Here is a 17,269-nt window from a genome sequence, read left to right as displayed (position 1 = left end):
CTTGCGCGGCCAGGCCGTGAGGGACCTCGTCGGCGTGCCGATGAAGCGACTACATCTTGAAGCCACCGACCAGCACCGACAGCCGGTGGGCCTCATCCTGCAAGGATTTGGCTGCGGCCGCGGCCTGTTCGACCAGTGCCGCATTCTGTTGCGTGCCTTCGTCGATATGGGTGATGGCCAAGTTCACTTCCTGGATGCCGCCATTCTGCTCGCCGCTGGCGTGGGCGATTTCGCTGACGATCACGCTCACGTCGCGGATGCTGGAGACGATCTGTTCCATGGTCTGGCCGGCCTGGGCCACCAGCACGCCACCATCGGCCACCTTGGATACCGAGGTGTCGATGAGCACTTTGATTTCCTTGGCTGCCTGCGCGCTGCGCTGGGCCAGCGAGCGCACTTCGGACGCCACCACCGCGAAGCCGCGCCCTTGTTCGCCGGCACGGGCCGCTTCCACGGCGGCGTTCAAGGCCAGGATATTGGTCTGGAAGGCGATGCCATCAATCACCGTGATGATGTCGGCGATCTGGCGTGAGGAGGCATTGATGGCTTCCATGGTCGAGACCACGTTGCCCACCACTTCACCACCCTTGGCCGCGATCTGCGAGGCGTTGCCGGCCAGCTCGTTGGCGCGGCGGGCGTTTTCCGAGTTCTGTTGTACGGTCGAGGTCAGTTGTTCCATGGCCGAGGCGGTTTCTTCCAGGGCGCCGGCCTGTTGCTCGGTACGTGCCGACAGATCCTGGTTGCCGGTGGCGATCTCGGTGGAGGAAATCTTGACGGTATCGCTGCTGCGGCGCACATCCTGCAGGATGCCGGTGATCTGGTTGACGAACTTGTTGAAGGAGCGCGAGATCTGCGTCACTTCATCCTGGCCATCCTCGGCCAGGCGCAAGGTCAGGTCACCATTGCCAGAGGACAAGTTGTCCATGGCGCGGCGCACGCGCGAGAGGCGCAGGAACACCGCTGTGGTGATCAGGCTCATGATGCCTGCGGCCACCAGGGCCACCAGCACCAGAGCGATCAGCGCCGAGCGGGTGGCGTTACGCATCCCGGCGGTGACGTCGGCCTTGTCCATGGCCAGCACCAGAGTCCATTCGGTGCCCTTGATGGGCAGACCTTTGACCAGCTTGGCGGCGCCATCGAGCATCATGGCGCTGACCTTGTCCTCGCTGCCCAGGCTTTGCACGCGTTCCGGGGTGAGTTCGGCATTCCACTCCTTGGCCGGCTTGTTGACCCATTGGCCGTCTGGGTGGGCCAGCATCAGGCCGTCGCGGTCGATCAGGAAGGCAAAGCTGGCCGGGGTCGGGTGGATGGAGCGCACCACGTCAGATACCCCGTCCAGGAACATGGCTGCCGCCACCACGCCCACCCGTTGGCCGTTCTGCAGCACTGGCGCGGTGAAGGACACCATCGGCTTCTTGGTGGCCACATCGGTGTAGGGCTTGGTCAGCACCGGTTTGCCGGCGGCCACCGCCTGCTTGTACCAAGGACGCGCGGTCGGATCGTAGCCTGCCGGCAAGCCTTCGGCCGCCGAAGTGAAGGCCGCCTTGTCTTCCTTGCCCAAGGTGGTGACGTAGAAGCCGCCGCTCTTTTGCAACATCTTGATGACGAACACCGGATCGGCTGCCAGCACGCCCTCGGCGGCGGCCACCGTCATAGCGCTTCTGGCTGCCACCCATTCATTGATGGTCGAGCCGTAACCGCTGGCCACGGCCTGGGCATTGCGCTCGATGGCGCGGTCATTGTCGCTCTTGATGATGATGAAGGAGAGCGTTCCCACCACCGCCAGGCTGGCGATGAGCAGGGTGATCGTATAGAACAGGATGCGGGCTTTGATCGATTTGAGCATGTGGAGTCCCTGATTGATATCGCTGGGCGATCCAGTCCTGTTGGTGTGGAAGGTATGCGGACCGGTGCATGAGTGTGGCCCCCGTTGCCTTTGGCGAAACGCTGGAATACAGCGGGATTTCACCGTCTAATGCGGGCTTGTCGGGATACTGCCGCCGCGCCCGGCCGGCGGGTCCCGAAAACTAAGAATGTAAGCCAGCTTGCAGCCTGCAAAGCCTTGCAGGAAGCAGCCTGGAAAGATCATTCATATGTTTTTACTAAGTTTTACGGAATGCGGGAGGCGTGTGACTGTTTCATGACAATAGTTCACGTAACAGATCCTTGCGCGGCCCCGACTTGGGTTCGAAGGCCAGCGCCTGTTCCACGTGCAGCAGGTGATGCTCCATCAGTTGCACCGCGCGCTCGGTATCGCCGGCACGGGCGGCGGCGATGAAGGCGCGGTGTTCGTCGCTGGAACAGGCGGCGTCGCGGGTGGACTGGTACAGCATGGTGATGAGAGCGCTGCGCCCGGCCAGTTTTTCCAGGATGTCGGTGAGCACCTCATTGCCCACGATGCGCGCCAGCAAGATGTGGAAGTCGCTCAACAGCGAAGAGCGCACCTGCATGTTGTCTTCCTTGACGGCCTGGGCTTCCTGTTCCAGGTGAGCGTCCAGCCGGGCGTAGTCCTCGGGTGTGGCGCAGGCCACAAACTGGCGCACCATGGCCGCTTCCAGCGTGCGGCGCACGAAGAAGATGTTGCGGGTTTCTTCCACCGTGGGCTTGCTGACGAAGGCCCCCTTGTCGGGGATCAGGTCCACCAGCTTGTCCTTGGCCAGCATTACCAGGGCGGCGCGGATCTTGGTGCGGCTGACCTGGTACACCCGCGCCAGTGCTTCTTCGGGCAACTTGGCGCCGGGCGGCAGGCGTTGCGCGGCGATATTGGCCGCGATGTCGCTGGCGATGGCGTCGGAACTGTCAGGCGCGGGGACGGAATCGGTCATGGCTACAGGTAACGGGTGGCTCGGAAGGCCGCACGGAGCGGCGCTCCATTGTAACCAGTGCAATGCAGCACAGCCATCCCGTTTCCCATGGACAAGGTGTTCACTTCAGGCCTGGGCCGCCTTGCCGGTTACGCCCAGCAAGTCGATGGCCGGGGTTTCATCGACCAGCGGGGCGACGTTTTCGCCATTGAGCACGGCGCGGGCACGGACCTTGTCGATATCCTTTTCCCAACTGGCGATAACCACCGTGGCCACGCAATTGCCCAGCAGGTTGCCCAAGGCGCGGGCAATGCCGATGAACCAGTCGATGGACAGCACCAGTACCAGCCCCACCACCGGAATGGCGGGGATGGTGGTCAGTGTGGCTGCCAGGATCACGATGGCTGAGCCGGGCACGCCGTGCGCTCCCTTGGAGGTCACCAGGGCAATGGCCAGGATCGCTGCCAGGTCGCCCATGGAGAGATGGGTATTGGTGGCCTGGGCGATGAACAGCGCGGCCATGGTCAGGTAGATCGAGAAGGCATCCAAGTTGAAGGAATAGCCGGTGGGGATCACCAGGCCGACCGTGGATTTCTTGATGCCCATGTGTTCGAGCTTGCGCATGATCTGCGGCAGCACGCTATCGGAGGAGGTGGTGGCCAGCACCACCACCAGCTCTTCGCGCAGGTAGCGGATCAGCTTGAAGATGGACAGCCCGCTGGCGCGCAGGATGCCGCCCAGCACCACCAGCACGAAGAAGATCACCGCGCCATAGAACAGCAGCACCAGCAGCGCCAGTTGCTTCAACGAACCGATGCCGTACTTGCCGACCGTGAAGGCAATGGCGCCCAGCACGCCCAGGGGAGCCAAGCGGATGAAGAAGGACATGCACTTGAAGAAGGTATCCGACAGCGACGACACCAGCGCCACCACCGGCGCGCCCTTCTCACCGATCAACAGCAGCGCGCAACCGAAGGTCACCGAGATCAGCAGCACCTGCAGCACGTCGCCGGAAGTGAAGGCGCTCACCGCAGTGGCTGGGATCAGCTTCATGATGAACTCGGCAAAGCCGGCTTCCTTGACCTTGCCGGCATTGGCCATGTAGCTCGACAGGCTGCTGGCGTCCAGGTTGCTGGGATCGATGTTCATGCCGGCGCCGGGCTGCACCACCAGCGCCAGTACCAGGCCCAGCATCAGGGCCACGGTGGTGACCACCTCGAAATAGATGATGGCCTTCACGCCCACACTGCCGACCTTCTTCAGGTCGCTGGCGCCGCAGATGCCCTGCACCACCACGCAAAAGACGATGACCGGAATGATCATCTTGATCAGCTTGATGAAGCCATCACCCAGCGGTTTGAGGTTTTGGCCGAAGTCCGGCCAGAACAGGCCGATGACGATGCCGGCCATCAGGGCCAGTACCACCTGCCCGAACAGGGACTTGAATACTTTGCTCACCGTTGTCTCCTTGACTTGTTTTTTGGAAATATTGCCAACGCAGGTGATCTTTTTGCTCCCGGTGGCGCGAGATCACTATATTGCATACAATTTTTGAATACAATAAAAAAGACGAATTTTTTCGAGTCCCGATCCATCCCGGAGCCGGGCGAGCACGAGGAGACGTGAATGAATGCCATCCATGCCATGGCGCAGCCTTTTCGCCAGGCCGGCCAGCAGGCCATGCAATGGGCCGAACAACTGGCCCGGCACACGGAAACGCCCGGCATGTTGACCCGGACCTACCTCACTCCCATGCACCAGGCCGCTGCCAGCGAACTGGCGCACTGGATGGAGCAGGCCGGCATGAGCGTGCGGCGCGACAATGCCGGCAACGTGATCGGCCGCTACGAAGCCGCTGCCGGCCACGAACAGGCCCCGGCCCTGGTCACCGGCTCGCACTTCGATACCGTGCGCAATGCCGGCAAATACGACGGCAACCTGGGCATCGTCTTGCCGCTGGCTTGCATTGCCCAGTGGCACCGGGCGGGGCGACGCTTTGCGTTTCCGATCGAGGTGATCGGCTTTGCCGAGGAAGAGGGCGTGCGCTTCAAGGCCACGCTACTGGGTAGCCGCACGGTAGCGGGTAGCTTTGACCAGGCAGCGCTGGACCATCTCGATAGTGCCGGCATCTCCATGCGTGAAGCCATGCAGGCCGTGGGCTTCGATCCGGCCCGCATTGCCGCCGATGCCTGGCCGCGTGGTTCGGTGGCGGCCTTCGTGGAGGTACATATCGAGCAAGGCCCGACACTACTGAACGAGAACTTGCCGCTCGGCGTGGTCACCGCGATCTCGGGCGCGACCCGCTTCATGGGCGAAGTGCGCGGCCTGGCCGGACACGCCGGCACCGTGCCCATGCATTTGCGCCGCGATGCCGCCATGGCCGCGGCCGAGATCGGGCTGTACATTGAGCGTCGCTGCGGCATCAAGCCGGGACTGGTGGGGACCATGGGCATTCTGGAAGTGGTGCAGGGCGCGGCCAACGTAGTGCCGGGACTGGCCAGCTTTTCCATCGACATCCGGGCCGAGCGGGATGAGGACCGCCTGGCCGCAGTCGCCGATGTCACCGCCGAGATCGAGCGCATCGCGGCACGGCGCCAGGTCGAGGTGGTGCTGCGCCGGACCCACGAGGCCGCCAGCGTGCCCTGCGCGCCGCGCTTGCAGGCGGCGCTGGCACAGGCCATCGAGGCCGCCGGCTGGCCGGTGCGTCATCTGCCTTCCGGTGCCGGTCACGACGCCATGGCGCTGGCGCCGCTGTGCGAGGTGGCCATGCTCTTCGTGCGCTGTGGCAACGGTGGCATCAGCCATCACCCCGATGAAACCATGACGACCGACGACGCTTGCATCGCCGCCCAGGTCTTCAGTCACCTGGTCGAACAATTCCAGCCTTGAGCCGTCGCGCTCAGGAACCCCTCATAGACGGATCAAGGAACATCTCATGCCTACCAATACCCATACGAATACCCAGACCATCACCATCGACGGTTTCACGCTCACCGCGGCGCAGGTGCTCAGCGTAGCCCGCGCACCGCACCTGAAGGTGGCCCTGGCCGAGTCTTCCCGCGCGGCCTTGAAGCAAAGCCGCGACTACATCGAAAGCACCTGGATGCACGATGAAGCGCCCATGATGTACAGCTTCAATACCGGCGTGGGTCTGTTGAAGGACACCCGCATCAAGGTTGAGCATATCGAACTGTTCCAGACCCAGATGATCCGCGCCCATAGCGCCGGCATCGGCGAACCCTTCTCCGAGGAAGTCAGCCGCGCCACCATGCTGTTACGCGCCAATGCCTTCGCCTCCAACTATTCGGCGCCGCGCGTGGAAGTGGTGGATCGCCTGCTGGCCTTCATCAATGCCGGCATCCACCCCATCATGCCGCAGAAGGGCTCGGTCGGCGCTTCCGGCGACTTGGCACCGCTGGCCTACCTGGCGGCGGCCATCGCCGGTTTCGATGAAGCCGAAGTGATGTACCAGGGTCAGCGGATGCGCGCTACCCAAGCCATCGAGCAGGCCGGTATCGGGCCGGTGAAATTCGATCTCAAGGCCAAGGATGCCTCGGCCCTCATCAATGGTTGCACGGCCTCGCTGGCCGTGGCCATCCTGGCCGCGCACGACGCCCGCAATCTGCTGACCGATGCCTGCCTGTCGCTGGGCCTGACGCTGGAGGCGATGCGTGCCGAGATGTCGGCCTTCGATGCGCGCATCCAGCAGGCGCGTCCCCATGCCGGGCAGATCAAGACAGCGGCGGTGATACGCACGCTCCTGAACGGCTCCACCCGCACCACGCATGACGCCCGCGCCGTGCAATTGCCCGATGAACTGCGCCGCACTGACATCCCCTATACCGCCCGGATCCAGGACGTCTATTCGCTGCGCTGCGCACCGCAGGTGTATGGTCCGGTGTTCGATGCGCTGGACTACATCGACACCATCATCGAGAAGGAAACCAACTCCGCCACCGACAATCCGCTGATCTTCAACAAGGAGGATGGCGAAGGTTTCGAAATTATTTCCGGGGGCAACTTCCACGGCCAGTACTTGGCCCAGGCCATGGATCTGTTGGCCATGGCCATCACCGACCTGGGCAGCATCTGCGAGCGTCGCATCGCGCGTCTGATCGACCCGACCTTGTCGTGGGGTTTGCCGCGCAACCTGATGAGCGGCATCCGTGGCGTCAATACCGGCTATCCGGTAGTGCAATGCTCGATGAGTTCACTGGTGATGGAAAACCGCACCCTGTGTATGCCGGGCAGCGTGGACAGCATCCCCTCCAAGGGCAATAGCGAAGACCACATCTCCAACTCCACCTGGTGCGCTCGCAAAGCCATGACGGTGGTGCAGAACACGCAGTACATCGTCGGCGTGGAGATGCTGCTGGCGGCGCAGGCGCTGACCATGACTGACGATCTGTTGAAAGACTTCACGCTGGGCCAGGGCACGCAGGCCGCCTATGCGGAAATCCGCCGCCAGATTCCCGCTTGTCTGGATGGCGATCGCTGGTTCCATGATGACGTGCAGCTTGCCCATGACTTCGTGGTCAGCGGGTCGGTGCGCAATGCGGTGATCGCGGCGATTGGCGACTTCCTCTGATCCCGTGAAGTGATAATTTAAGGCCTTGCTCTTAAGTCTTTTGAAAAGCCGCCGTTCAGTATGTTCTGGCCGGCGGTTTTTTTGTCGCAGTCCGGTATGGACGGCATCATTGCAAGACCTGTTGCCGCGGGGGAATCAGCTTTTGCGGATCGAGCGTGGCAACACTATCCACCCGCAAAACTCATCAGTATCAATGGGGGGGGTTGTAATGAACGTAAAGAATGTGAAGATCAGCGTGCGCCTGGCAGTGTGCTTCGCCATCCTGATCGCTGTCATGTGCCTTATCACCGGCACCGCAATGAAGAGTTTGTCTGGCGTGAGCCACTCCACCAGCCAGATCGTTGATGATCGTTACGTGAAGATTTCACTGGTCAACGAGGTCAGCGACAACGTCAACAGCGCCGCCCGCAACCTGCGCAATGCACTGCTGGCGCGCAATGTCGAGGAATCCAACAAATACCTCAGCGCCGGCCTGGCCAATAGCAGTCGCACTGTCGAGGCATTGGGCAAGCTCGAAAAGTTGATCAATACGCCCAAGGGCAAGGAAATGTTCGCGGCGCTGATCGCGGTACGCAACGCCTACAGTGGCCCGCGTGACAAATTGCGCGAGCTGATCAAGGAACAGAAGAAAGACGAGGCCATCGACTATCTGTTCAAGGAAGTCATCCCGCGCCAGGACGAGTATTTTGCGGTGCTCGACAAATTCGTGGACTACCAGAAATCCCTGATGGATGCCAGCGTGGCCCAGGGCAAGGAAATTTCTTCTTCGGCCGTCACCCTCATGCTGGCTTTGTCCACCATCGCCATCGTGCTGTGCGCACTGGCCGCCTGGCTGGTGACCCGCTCCATCACCCGCCCGCTCAATGAAGCCGTCAAGGTGGCCAGCGCCGTGGCCGAGGGCGACCTGACGGTGCAGATCGGCCAGACCAGCAAGGATGAAACCGGCATGTTGCTGGCTTCGCTCAAGACCATGAATGAGAGCCTGCATCGCATCGTCAGCGAGGTGCGCAGCGGGACCGATACCATCAATACGGCATCCTCCGAGATTGCCACCGGCAACCTGGACCTGTCCTCGCGTACCGAGGAACAGGCCGGTGCCCTGGAAGAAACCGCTTCGGCCATGGAAGAGCTGACCTCGACCGTCAAGCAGAACGCCGACAATGCACGCCAGGCCAACCAGCTCGCCGCCACCGCCTCCGAAGTGGCGGTGCAGGGCGGCAGCGTGGTCGGCCAAGTGGTGCAGACCATGGGCGAGATCAACGAGGCTTCCAAGAAGATCGTGGACATCATCAGCGTCATCGATGGCATCGCCTTCCAGACCAATATCCTGGCCCTGAATGCCGCAGTGGAAGCGGCCCGGGCCGGCGAGCAGGGGCGCGGCTTTGCGGTGGTGGCCTCGGAAGTGCGTACGTTGGCCCAGCGCAGCGCTTCGGCCGCTAAGGAGATCAAGGCTCTTATCGATGATTCGGTCACGCGCGTAGACAATGGCAGCCGCCTGGTGGAACAGGCCGGCAGCACCATGGGTGAAGTGGTGGCCAGCGTCAAGCGGGTCACGGACGTGGTGGCCGAGATCTCGGCGGCCAGCAATGAACAGAGCGATGGCATCGAGCAGATCAACCACGCCATCACCCAGATGGATCAAGTGACCCAGCAGAATGCGGCCCTGGTGGAAGAAGCTGCTGCTGCTGCGCAATCCTTGCAGGAACAATCCTCGCGACTGACCGCGACGGTGAGCGTCTTCAAACTCAGCAGCAATGATGCCGGGCGTGCGCAGGCCGCACGCAAGCCGGTACCCAAGCCCACCCCAGCCCCCACCCCGGCGCCGCACAAGCCGGTTGTCGCTGCCCCCAAGCCGGTACCGACGGTGCCCGCCCCCAAGGCGCTGCCGGCCAAGCCCGCCGCCGCTTCTGCCGCCAGTGCCAAGGCTGGCAGCAAGCCCGTGGCCGATGATGGAGATTGGGAACAGTTCTAGGCGGCGGGGCCGGTGGTCGATGGGCTAGCGGCGATGGATGCACCAACAGAGTTTCATACCCGTACTTCCACCCCGCCCGTAAAGGCGATGCGCACCAATAGCCCGCTTCCCAGCGCCGGTGTATCCAGCGTTACGCTGGCATGGTGCATGGCGGCGATTTCGCGCACGATGGACAGCCCCAGCCCGGTCCCTCCCGGATTGACGTGCTGGGTGGCACTGGCCCGGTAGAACGGTTCGAACACCCGTGCGCGTTCGGCCGGGGCAATGCCGGGGCCATTGTCTTCCACTTCCAGCAGGGCGCAGGTCGGCTGCCCCGGCGCACTGGTGGCGCGCACCCGCAGGGTGACCTGTCCGCCGGACGGGGTGTAGCGAATGGCGTTGTCCAGCAGGTTGACCATCAATTCATGCAGCAGCAAGGCATTGGCATCGATTGCGATGTCGCCTTCTTCCTCGAAGCCCAGGTTGATCTCGCGCGCCACCGCCTGTTGCGACAATTCCAGCGCCACCTGGCGCGCCGCGTCGGTGAGCGAGACCGGCCGCGTGCCACCTTCGGCGGCGCCATGCTCGGCCCGCGCCAGGGTCAGCAAGCGGTTGGCCAGGTGGACGGCGGCATCGGTGGTGCGCGCCATGCCCTGGACCAGCTCGCGTAATTCGGCGGCATCCAGATGCTCGCGGCGCAGCTCGCGCAGGGTCAGTTCGGATTGCGTCTTCAATACGGTGAGCGGCGTGCGCAACTGATGCGAGGCATCGGCGATGAAACGTCGCTGGCCACTGATGAGCGCCTGCAGACGGCCCATGTAGCCATTCATGGCCAATACCAGCGGCCGCATTTCCTTGTGCACCAGGGCCGGATCGAAACCGGACAGGTCGGTCGGCGCGCGCGACTCCACCTCGCCCTTCAACTGCATCACCGGGCGCAGCACGAAGCGCACCGCGAACCACACCAGCAGGGCCGCCACCGTCACCAACGTGCCTTGTCGCCAGAGCGTGTCGAACAGGATCTTACGTGTCATGCCATTGCGCCCTTCCATGGTTTCGCCGACCTGGATCAAGGCGATGCCGCGCATACTGTCGTCATACACCGGCTGCAGTAGGGCGGCGATGCGGATCGGCTGCTGGTGGTAATCGGCTTGGTAGAAGCGCACCAGGGCCGGATAGGCTTGCGAGCGCTTGACGTTGGCCGGCACTGGCGGCAGGTCGTCGTAGCCCGACACCAATTCGCCATCCAGTCCGGTGACCTTGTAGTAGATGCGGCCCAGGGTATCGGTCTCGAAACTGTCCAGCGCCACGTAGGGCACATCGGCCGTGACCCGGCCATCGACGATGGAGACCCGTTCGGCCAGTGCCCGGGTCGAGGCCAGCAGCGAACGGTCATAGGCCAGGTCGGCCACCTCCAGCGCGTTGTAATAGACCGAGACCGCATCCAGGGCCACCAGCAGTGTCAGCGGGATCAACAGCCAGCGCACCAGCTGGCTGCGCAGGTTGCCCAGGCGCCGCGCCGCTGCACCCATCATGCCGCCTGCAACAGGTAGCCCAGGCCGCGCAGGGTGGTGATGCCGACCCGACCCGGGCCATCGTGTTCCAGCTTCTTGCGCAGGCGATGGATATAGATTTCGATGGCATCTACGCTGGCATTGTCATCCAGCGAAAACACCTGCTGGAACAGCTTGTCCTTGGGCACGGTATGGCCCTGGCGCATGATCAGCGCTTCCAGCACGGCATGTTCGCGCGGGGTCAGGGCCAGCAGTTCGCCGCCATAGGTGAAGGTGCGCGAGACGGTATCGAAATTGAGCGCGCCGCAAGCCACGGTCACCGCTTCCTGACTTTGCGAGCGGCGCAGCAGAGCCTTCACGCGGGCTTCCAGTTCTTCCAGTTCGAAGGGTTTGGCCAGGTAGTCGTCGGCCCCCATGTTCAGGCCGCTGACGCGGTCGGCCAGGCCGCCGCGGGCGGTCAGGATCAGCACCGGCGTGCGGCTGCCGCGGGCGCGCATTCGCTTGAGCACTTCCAGGCCATCCATGCGCGGCAGGGTCAGGTCCAGGATCACCAGGGCATAATCCTGGGTCAGCAGCAGGCTGTCGGCATCGGCGCCGTTGTGGGCGCACTCGACGGTGAGGTGGGCGTCGCGCATGGCCTTGGCCAGCCAGCGGGAAAGTTCGATATGGTCTTCGACCAGCAGGATGCGCATGATGCTGCCTTTGACTTTTATTGAGGTAAGTACGGTAGGGCCTTACGGCCTGTCTCCAGCGCGGATGCTAACAGATGGCTGGCGGCCTTTGAAATGCCCGCTGCCGCCATTGCGCTGATGTGCAGCTTTCCCTGTGGGGAGAAAACCGCACTGCCAGTTTCACCGAAAGGCGACTGAAAGCCGACTGAAAGCCTTTTCTTGTACGATGCGCCCATATCAAAAAAGATCATGCAGGAGACACATCATGACCGCCCTGGGGGCCGGCCGCGCCGGCACCGTTTGTCCCGCATCACTTTTCTTGCGCTGTTGACCGCCATGCAGGCCAGTCGCTGGCGCTCTGTTGGCCGTCCTTTCCTGGTCGCATGTCTGTTGGCGTGCGCGGTGCCGTGCGCGCTGGCGCTGGAGTGCATCGTCCCGGCCAAGCCGGGCGGCGGCATGGATGCCTCGTGCAAGCTGTTGCGCCGGGTGATGCAGGAACAGGGCCAGCATGAGGCGTTCAAACTGGCTTACCTGCCCGGTGGCATCGGTGCGGTGGCCTGGAGTTCGGTGGTGTCGCACCGGCGCGGCGGGCCGCAAACGCTGGTGGCCTTTTCCGGTGGTTCGCTGCTGGGACTGGCGCAAGGCAAGTATGGTCGCGCTGAAGTGGGCGATGTGCGCTGGGTGGCCGGTATCGGGATCGATCACGGCATGATTGCAGTGCGCAGCGATGCGCCCTGGCGCAACCTGAAGCAGTTGCTGGAGGCGATTCGCAAGGATCCGACCAATACCACCATCGGCCTGTCGGGCACGGTGGGCAGCCAGGACTGGCTGAAGATGGCCATGCTGGTGGAGCGCGCCGGCATGAATGCGCGCCAGTTCCACTTCGTGGCGCTGGAAGGTGGGGGCGATTCGTTTGCGGCCTTGCAGGCCGGCCACGTCCAGGTGATCTCGGGTGACGCTTCGGAGGCGGCCTATTTCATCGCCGAGGGCAAGGTGCGGATCCTGGCGGTGCTGTCCGAAAAACGCCTGCCAGGCCCGCTGCAGGATGTGCCGACCGCACGTGAACAAGGCTATGACGTGGTCTGGCCGATCATCCGCGGCTTCTACATGAGTCCGCATACCAGCGATGCCGATTACCGGCGCTGGGTACAGTATTTTGAGCAGGCACTGGCCGATCCTGAATTCGATCGCCAGCGCAGCATCGGCGGCTTGCAAGCCTTTGCCATGACCGGCAAGCCGCTCTCGGAGTACATCGCGCAGACCGTTGCGCGCTATCGCAAGCAGTCCCAGGAGTTGGGCCTGGTGCGCTGACAAGCAGGGCTGCACACGCCGTCAGGCGTGCTCTGCAGCCCGGCCGGCGCAAGGTCCGTTTCATCATCAAGGAGAACCCATGTTGCACAAACGTCGCCTGAGCATTGCGCTCGGCCTGGCCCTCGCTTTGCCTGTCACTTTCAGCGGTGTGGCGCACGCCGATACCCCGGCCGGCTATCCCGCCGACTATGCCAAGGTCATCGAAGGAGCCAAGAAGGAAGGCAAGGTCGTGATCTACAGCACCACCGATTCCAAGGCTGCCGAAGCACTGATCAAGGATTTCAGCGCGCTCTATCCGACCGTGAAGGTGGAATACAACGACATGAATTCCACCGAAGCCTACAACCGTTTCATCTCCGAAGCGGCCGCTGGTGGCGCCACGGCTGACGTGATGTGGTCGGCCTCGATGGACCTGCAGGTCAAGCTGGCCGCCGAAGGCTATGCGGTTGCCTACAAGTCGCCCGAAGCCGCCGCCCTGCCGGCCTGGGCCAACTGGAAGGACACCGCCTACGGCACCACCTTCGAGCCCGCCGCCATCGTCTACAACAAGCGCCTTGTGAGCGAAGCCGAAGTGCCGACCAGCCATGCCGAGTTCACCAAGCTCTTGACCAGCAAGCAGGACAAGTTCAAGAACAAGGTCACCACCTACGATATCGAGAAGTCCGGCGTCGGCTTCAGCCTGATGACCTATGACCTGAAATACAACCCGCAATTCTGGGACTTTGCCCGTGCCATGGGCGGTGTGGCGGCGCGCGTGCAATCCTCCACCGGCACCATGCTGGAACGCATCTCTTCCGGTGAAAACCTGATCGGCTACAACATCCTCGGTCCCTACGCCCTGGTGCGCGCCAAGAAGGATCCTTCCATCGGCGTGGCCTTCACCAAGGATTACAACCTGGTGCTCTCGCGCGTGATCTTCATCAACAAGGCTGGCAAGAACCTCAATGCTGCCAAGCTGTGGGTGGATTACATTCTCTCCAAGCGCGGCCAGACCATCATCGCCAACGATGCCCAGCTCTTCGCCATCCGCGCTGACGTGACCGGTACCACCACCTCGGCCGAACTGACCAAGCAATTGGGCGACTCTCTCAAGCCCATGCCGGTGTCCACCGAACTGCTGGAATACCTGGACCAGAAGAAGCGCCTGGATTTCCTGAAGCAGTGGAAGGAAGCCACCAAGAAGTAAGGCGACCATCGCAAAAAAATCGCGTTTGATCCGCATGGAGCGCGCCGCAAGGCGTCTCCATCGGTACCGTTTTACCTCCGTCATCGCTGGCCGGTGCGGAGGCCACCAGCCCCATCGAGAGGCGCAACATGCAAACCACCACTACCTTGGCCCGCAGCGAGCAAGCCCTGCCGGCCCGCCGATTCCGGCTGAACTGGCCGCGCGGCCTGGTCGTGCTGCTCACGGCCCTGGCCATCTTCGTGCCGCTGCTGCTGATTTTCTACCAGAGCTTCCTGTCGGCCCCGTTCTTCGCGCCGGTCAAGGAACTGACCTTCGATTCCTACCGCTTCATCTTCGATGATCCGGACTTTCGCCAAGCCTTCATCAATGGCTTGACGCTGGCCACCGGCCTGGCCTTGATCGCCGTGCCCCTGGGCGGGATGCTGGCCTTCCTGATGGTGCGCACCGACTTGCCGGGCCGCAGCCTCATCGCCCCGGCACTGATGGTGCCCATCTTCGTCTCGCCCATGGTGATCGGTTTCGGCTATGTGGTTTCGATGGGCCCGGTGGGCTTCTATACCGTGTGGGTCAAGAATCTGTTGTCGGTGTTTGGCTTCGAGGGCGATCCCTGGAACATCTATTCCTTCACCAGCATCGTCATCATCGCTGGCCTGACCCACGTGCCACACGTCTACCTGTATGCCTCGGCAGCCTTGAAGAGCCTGGGGTCGGACGTCGAAGAAGCGGCCCGCGTGGCCGGTGCATCGCCACTGCAGGTGGCGCTGAATGTGTCGCTGCCGATGATCACCCCGGCGCTGGCCTATTCCGGCGTGCTGGTGTTCTTCCTCGGCTTCGAGGTGTTCGGTCTGGTGCTGGTGCTGGGCGACCCGGAAGGCCACCTGGTGCTGCCCACCTATCTCTACAAGCTCACCAACAAGCTGGGTACGCCCTCCTATCACCTGATGGCGGCAGTGGCCGTGTGCCTGGTGGCGGTGACCATGCCGTTGGTGATGTTGCAGCGCTGGCTGCTGCGCTCGGCCAACAAGTATGTCGCCATCAAGGGCAAGGGCGCGCGCCAGAAGGCGCTGCCGCTGGGCAAATGGCGCTGGGTGGCCTTCACCTTGATCGCCGGCTGGCTGCTCTTCACCGTCGTGATTCCGCTCTCGGGCATTGGCTTGCGCACCTTCGTCTCGCACTGGGGTGATGGTGTGAGTCTGCTGGAGGTGCTGACCTTCGAGAACCTGTTGAACGTGTGGGACCAACCCTCGCTGGTGCGCGGCATCATCAATACGGTCTTGATCGGCGTCATCGGCGGCGCCCTGGCGGTGGCCTGCTATACCGCCATCGCCCTGGCCATGCACCGCAAGCAGGATGGCGTGACGCGCTTCCTCGACTACAGCGTGCTGGTGCCGCGTGCGGTGCCGGGCCTGTTGGCCGGCCTGTCCTTCCTATGGGTATTCCTGTTCGTTCCTTCACTGCTGGACTCGGCCCTGAAGGGCATCGACAACCCCATCGCCCTATGGTTGGTAGAAAGCTTCATTCCCGCCCTGCGCGGCCTGCGCTCGACCATCTTCTCGGTCTGGCTGGCCTACTCGGTGGTGTGGATGGCCTATGGCCTGCGCCTGATCAATACCGCCCTGCTACAGGTCGGCCCGGAACTGGAAGAAGCCGCACGTGCCGTGGGCGCCTCGCGTTCGCGCGTCACCCGCGACGTCACCATCCCGCTGGTGCGCTATGGCCTGGTCGGTGCCTGGCTGATGGTGTTCCTGATCTTCGAGCGCGAGTACTCCACCGGGGTCTATCTGCTCTCGCCCGGCACCGAGGTGATCGGCTCCATGATCGTTTCCATGTGGGCCGCGGGCGCGGTGGAACTGGTGGCAGCGCTGTCCTTCATCAACATCACGCTGGTGGCCGTGGGCCTGGGCATTGCGCTGCGCTTCGGCGTGAAGCTGCACGACTGAGCCCGTCTCTCAATTGCACCGGCCGGCGCCATGGATGCGCCGGCCTCCTGATAGCGCATTCTAAGGAATCATCATGACTGAACTTTCCGTCAACGACCTGCACCTGGACTACGGTACCGGCGCCTCTGCCAACCCCATCCTCAAGGGTGTTTCCATGCAATTGCAGCGCGGCGAAGTGGTGGCCCTGCTAGGGCCTTCGGGCAGCGGCAAGACCACCTTGCTGCGCGCCGTGGCCGGGCTGGAGTCGCCCAAGGCCGGGACCATCGACATCGGCAGCCGCCGCGTCTTCGATGGCGCGCGCGAGTTCGAGATGCCGGCCGAAGAACGCAACCTGGGGCTGGTGTTCCAGTCCTATGCGCTGTGGCCGCACAAGACCGTGGCCGACAACGTGGCCTATGGCTTGAAGCTGCGCAAGACACCCTCGGCTGAGATCGCCAAGCGCGTCAAGGAAGTGCTCTCGCAACTGGGCCTGGGGCATCTGGGCGAACGTTATCCGCACCAGCTCTCCGGTGGCCAGCAGCAGCGCGTGGCCATTGCCCGCGCGCTGGTCTACAACCCGCAGGTGATCCTGCTGGACGAGCCGCTGTCCAACCTGGACGCCAAGCTGCGCGAGGAAGCCCGCGCCTTCCTGCGCGAACTGATCGTGCGCCTGGGCCTGTCGGCCCTGATGGTGACCCACGACCAGGGCGAGGCCATGGCCATCTCCGACCGCATCCTGCTGCTCAACAATGGCCGCATCGAACAGCAGGGGACGCCGCAAAGCATGTACCAGACCCCCAATACCCTGTTTACCGCCGAATTCATGGGCAGCAACAACAAGCTGGCCGCCGAAGTGCTCAGCCGCGAGGGCGAGCGCGTGACCCTGAAACTGGATGGCGGCACGGCAGTGGCCACCCTGCGCGGGCGCGACGATGCCAAGCCGGGCGAGCAACTGACCGGCATCATCCGCGTCGAGCAGGTCCGTATCTCGGGCGAGCAGACCGACAATGCGATTCGCCTGCCGCTGTCTACCTGCATGTACCTGGGCGACCGCTGGGAATGCCTGTTCAAGGTCGAGGGCGGTCCAGCCGGATCGGTCGGCCTGCGCGCCTATGCACCGCAGCGCCTGGACCAGGGCCAATACTGGCTGTCGCTGCCGGAACAGGCGCTGTGGGCATTCTGAATACTTAGATGAGCATTTCCCAATACTAAGTTTTTGCGATACATCGACTTAGTTTTTTGACCCTTTCATCTTGATCGATGAAGACCCGGAAGCGATGACTACCCGTTGTCGCTTCCGCCCGTACCACCCGGCTTGCGGCGTG

General features: G+C 63.0%; 12 protein-coding genes. 7 read left to right on the top strand and 5 right to left on the bottom strand.

Annotated features, from left to right (window positions below; genetic code table 11):
- Positions 1-49: 49 nt before the first annotated feature.
- The 3 genes from RC54_RS23560 to RC54_RS23550 all read right to left on the bottom strand — a co-directional run bounded on the left by RC54_RS23560 (position 50) and on the right by RC54_RS23550 (position 4,262).
- Complete coding sequence (locus RC54_RS23560) at positions 50-1,846, bottom strand: methyl-accepting chemotaxis protein (RefSeq protein ID WP_058897219.1); 1,797 nt, start codon at positions 1,844-1,846, stop codon at positions 50-52.
- Positions 1,847-2,138: 292 nt separating this feature from the next.
- A complete protein-coding gene (locus RC54_RS23555) occupies positions 2,139-2,825 on the bottom strand; it encodes a GntR family transcriptional regulator (protein WP_058897218.1) in 687 nt (228 codons plus the stop codon).
- Positions 2,826-2,930: 105 nt separating this feature from the next.
- Positions 2,931-4,262, bottom strand: a complete 1,332-nt coding sequence (locus RC54_RS23550; protein ID WP_082686129.1) for a C4-dicarboxylate transporter DctA — start codon at positions 4,260-4,262, stop codon at positions 2,931-2,933.
- Positions 4,263-4,430: 168 nt separating this feature from the next.
- Between RC54_RS23550 and RC54_RS23545 the strand changes: the two genes are divergently transcribed.
- The 3 genes from RC54_RS23545 (at position 4,431) to RC54_RS23535 (ending at position 9,364) form a co-directional block, all read left to right on the top strand.
- Positions 4,431-5,693 carry an allantoate amidohydrolase gene (locus RC54_RS23545; protein WP_061788531.1) on the top strand — a complete coding sequence of 421 codons (1,263 nt, stop codon included), beginning with the start codon at positions 4,431-4,433 and terminating at the stop codon, positions 5,691-5,693.
- Positions 5,694-5,739: 46 nt separating this feature from the next.
- On the top strand, positions 5,740-7,392 hold the full coding sequence (locus tag RC54_RS23540; RefSeq protein WP_061788530.1) for an HAL/PAL/TAL family ammonia-lyase: 1,653 nt from the start codon (positions 5,740-5,742) through the stop codon (positions 7,390-7,392).
- A gap of 208 nt (positions 7,393-7,600) precedes the next feature.
- The gene (locus RC54_RS23535) at positions 7,601-9,364 is read left to right on the top strand and encodes a methyl-accepting chemotaxis protein (RefSeq protein WP_061788529.1); all 1,764 of its coding nucleotides are present in this window, start codon (positions 7,601-7,603) and stop codon (positions 9,362-9,364) included.
- A 53-nt stretch (positions 9,365-9,417) separates the two neighbouring features.
- On the opposite strand, the gene RC54_RS23530 is transcribed toward RC54_RS23535, so the two are convergent.
- Both RC54_RS23530 and RC54_RS23525 read right to left on the bottom strand, forming a co-directional pair.
- Positions 9,418-10,875: a sensor histidine kinase gene (locus RC54_RS23530; RefSeq protein WP_058897214.1), complete on the bottom strand. Its 1,458-nt coding sequence runs from the start codon at positions 10,873-10,875 to the stop codon at positions 9,418-9,420.
- Positions 10,875-11,549 (bottom strand): response regulator, encoded by a 675-nt coding sequence (locus tag RC54_RS23525; protein ID WP_058897213.1) that lies wholly within the window; start codon positions 11,547-11,549, stop codon positions 10,875-10,877. Before RC54_RS23525 ends, RC54_RS23530 begins: the two co-directional genes overlap by 1 nt.
- Positions 11,550-11,864: 315 nt before the next feature.
- On the opposite strand from RC54_RS23525, the gene RC54_RS23515 reads away from it, so the two are divergent.
- The 4 genes from RC54_RS23515 (at position 11,865) to RC54_RS23500 (ending at position 17,127) form a co-directional block, all read left to right on the top strand.
- Positions 11,865-12,839 carry a Bug family tripartite tricarboxylate transporter substrate binding protein gene (locus tag RC54_RS23515; RefSeq protein ID WP_058897678.1) on the top strand — a complete coding sequence of 325 codons (975 nt, stop codon included), beginning with the start codon at positions 11,865-11,867 and terminating at the stop codon, positions 12,837-12,839.
- A gap of 79 nt (positions 12,840-12,918) precedes the next feature.
- A complete protein-coding gene (locus tag RC54_RS23510; protein ID WP_061788527.1) occupies positions 12,919-14,025 on the top strand; it encodes an ABC transporter substrate-binding protein in 1,107 nt (368 codons plus the stop codon).
- A 128-nt stretch (positions 14,026-14,153) separates the two neighbouring features.
- Entirely contained in the window at positions 14,154-15,965 is a 1,812-nt protein-coding gene (locus RC54_RS23505; protein ID WP_058897211.1) for an ABC transporter permease, read from the top strand.
- Positions 15,966-16,038: 73 nt separating this feature from the next.
- Positions 16,039-17,127, top strand: coding sequence for an ABC transporter ATP-binding protein (locus tag RC54_RS23500; protein WP_061788526.1), 1,089 nt, complete (start codon positions 16,039-16,041; stop codon positions 17,125-17,127).
- The last annotated feature ends 142 nt before the right edge of the window (positions 17,128-17,269 follow it).

Origin of the sequence: Herbaspirillum rubrisubalbicans (genome assembly GCF_003719195.1) — a bacterium.
Lineage (GTDB): Bacteria > Pseudomonadota > Gammaproteobacteria > Burkholderiales > Burkholderiaceae_D > Herbaspirillum > Herbaspirillum rubrisubalbicans.
This window is presented reverse-complemented; position numbering and strand designations above follow the sequence as displayed.

Bases quoted from the DNA above. Each gene is read 5' to 3' on its own strand.
- RC54_RS23560 (WP_058897219.1), bottom strand. From the start codon at position 1,846: ATGCTCAAATCGATCAAAGCCCGCATCCTGTTCTATACGATCACCCTG.
- RC54_RS23555 (WP_058897218.1), bottom strand. From the start codon at position 2,825: ATGACCGATTCCGTCCCCGCGCCTGACAGTTCCGACGCCATCGCCAGC.
- RC54_RS23545 (WP_061788531.1), top strand. From the start codon at position 4,431: ATGAATGCCATCCATGCCATGGCGCAGCCTTTTCGCCAGGCCGGCCAG.
- RC54_RS23540 (WP_061788530.1), top strand. From the start codon at position 5,740: ATGCCTACCAATACCCATACGAATACCCAGACCATCACCATCGACGGT.
- RC54_RS23535 (WP_061788529.1), top strand. From the start codon at position 7,601: ATGAACGTAAAGAATGTGAAGATCAGCGTGCGCCTGGCAGTGTGCTTC.
- RC54_RS23530 (WP_058897214.1), bottom strand. From the start codon at position 10,875: ATGGGTGCAGCGGCGCGGCGCCTGGGCAACCTGCGCAGCCAGCTGGTG.
- RC54_RS23525 (WP_058897213.1), bottom strand. From the start codon at position 11,549: ATGCGCATCCTGCTGGTCGAAGACCATATCGAACTTTCCCGCTGGCTG.
- RC54_RS23515 (WP_058897678.1), top strand. From the start codon at position 11,865: ATGCAGGCCAGTCGCTGGCGCTCTGTTGGCCGTCCTTTCCTGGTCGCA.
- RC54_RS23510 (WP_061788527.1), top strand. From the start codon at position 12,919: ATGTTGCACAAACGTCGCCTGAGCATTGCGCTCGGCCTGGCCCTCGCT.
- RC54_RS23505 (WP_058897211.1), top strand. From the start codon at position 14,154: ATGCAAACCACCACTACCTTGGCCCGCAGCGAGCAAGCCCTGCCGGCC.
- RC54_RS23500 (WP_061788526.1), top strand. From the start codon at position 16,039: ATGACTGAACTTTCCGTCAACGACCTGCACCTGGACTACGGTACCGGC.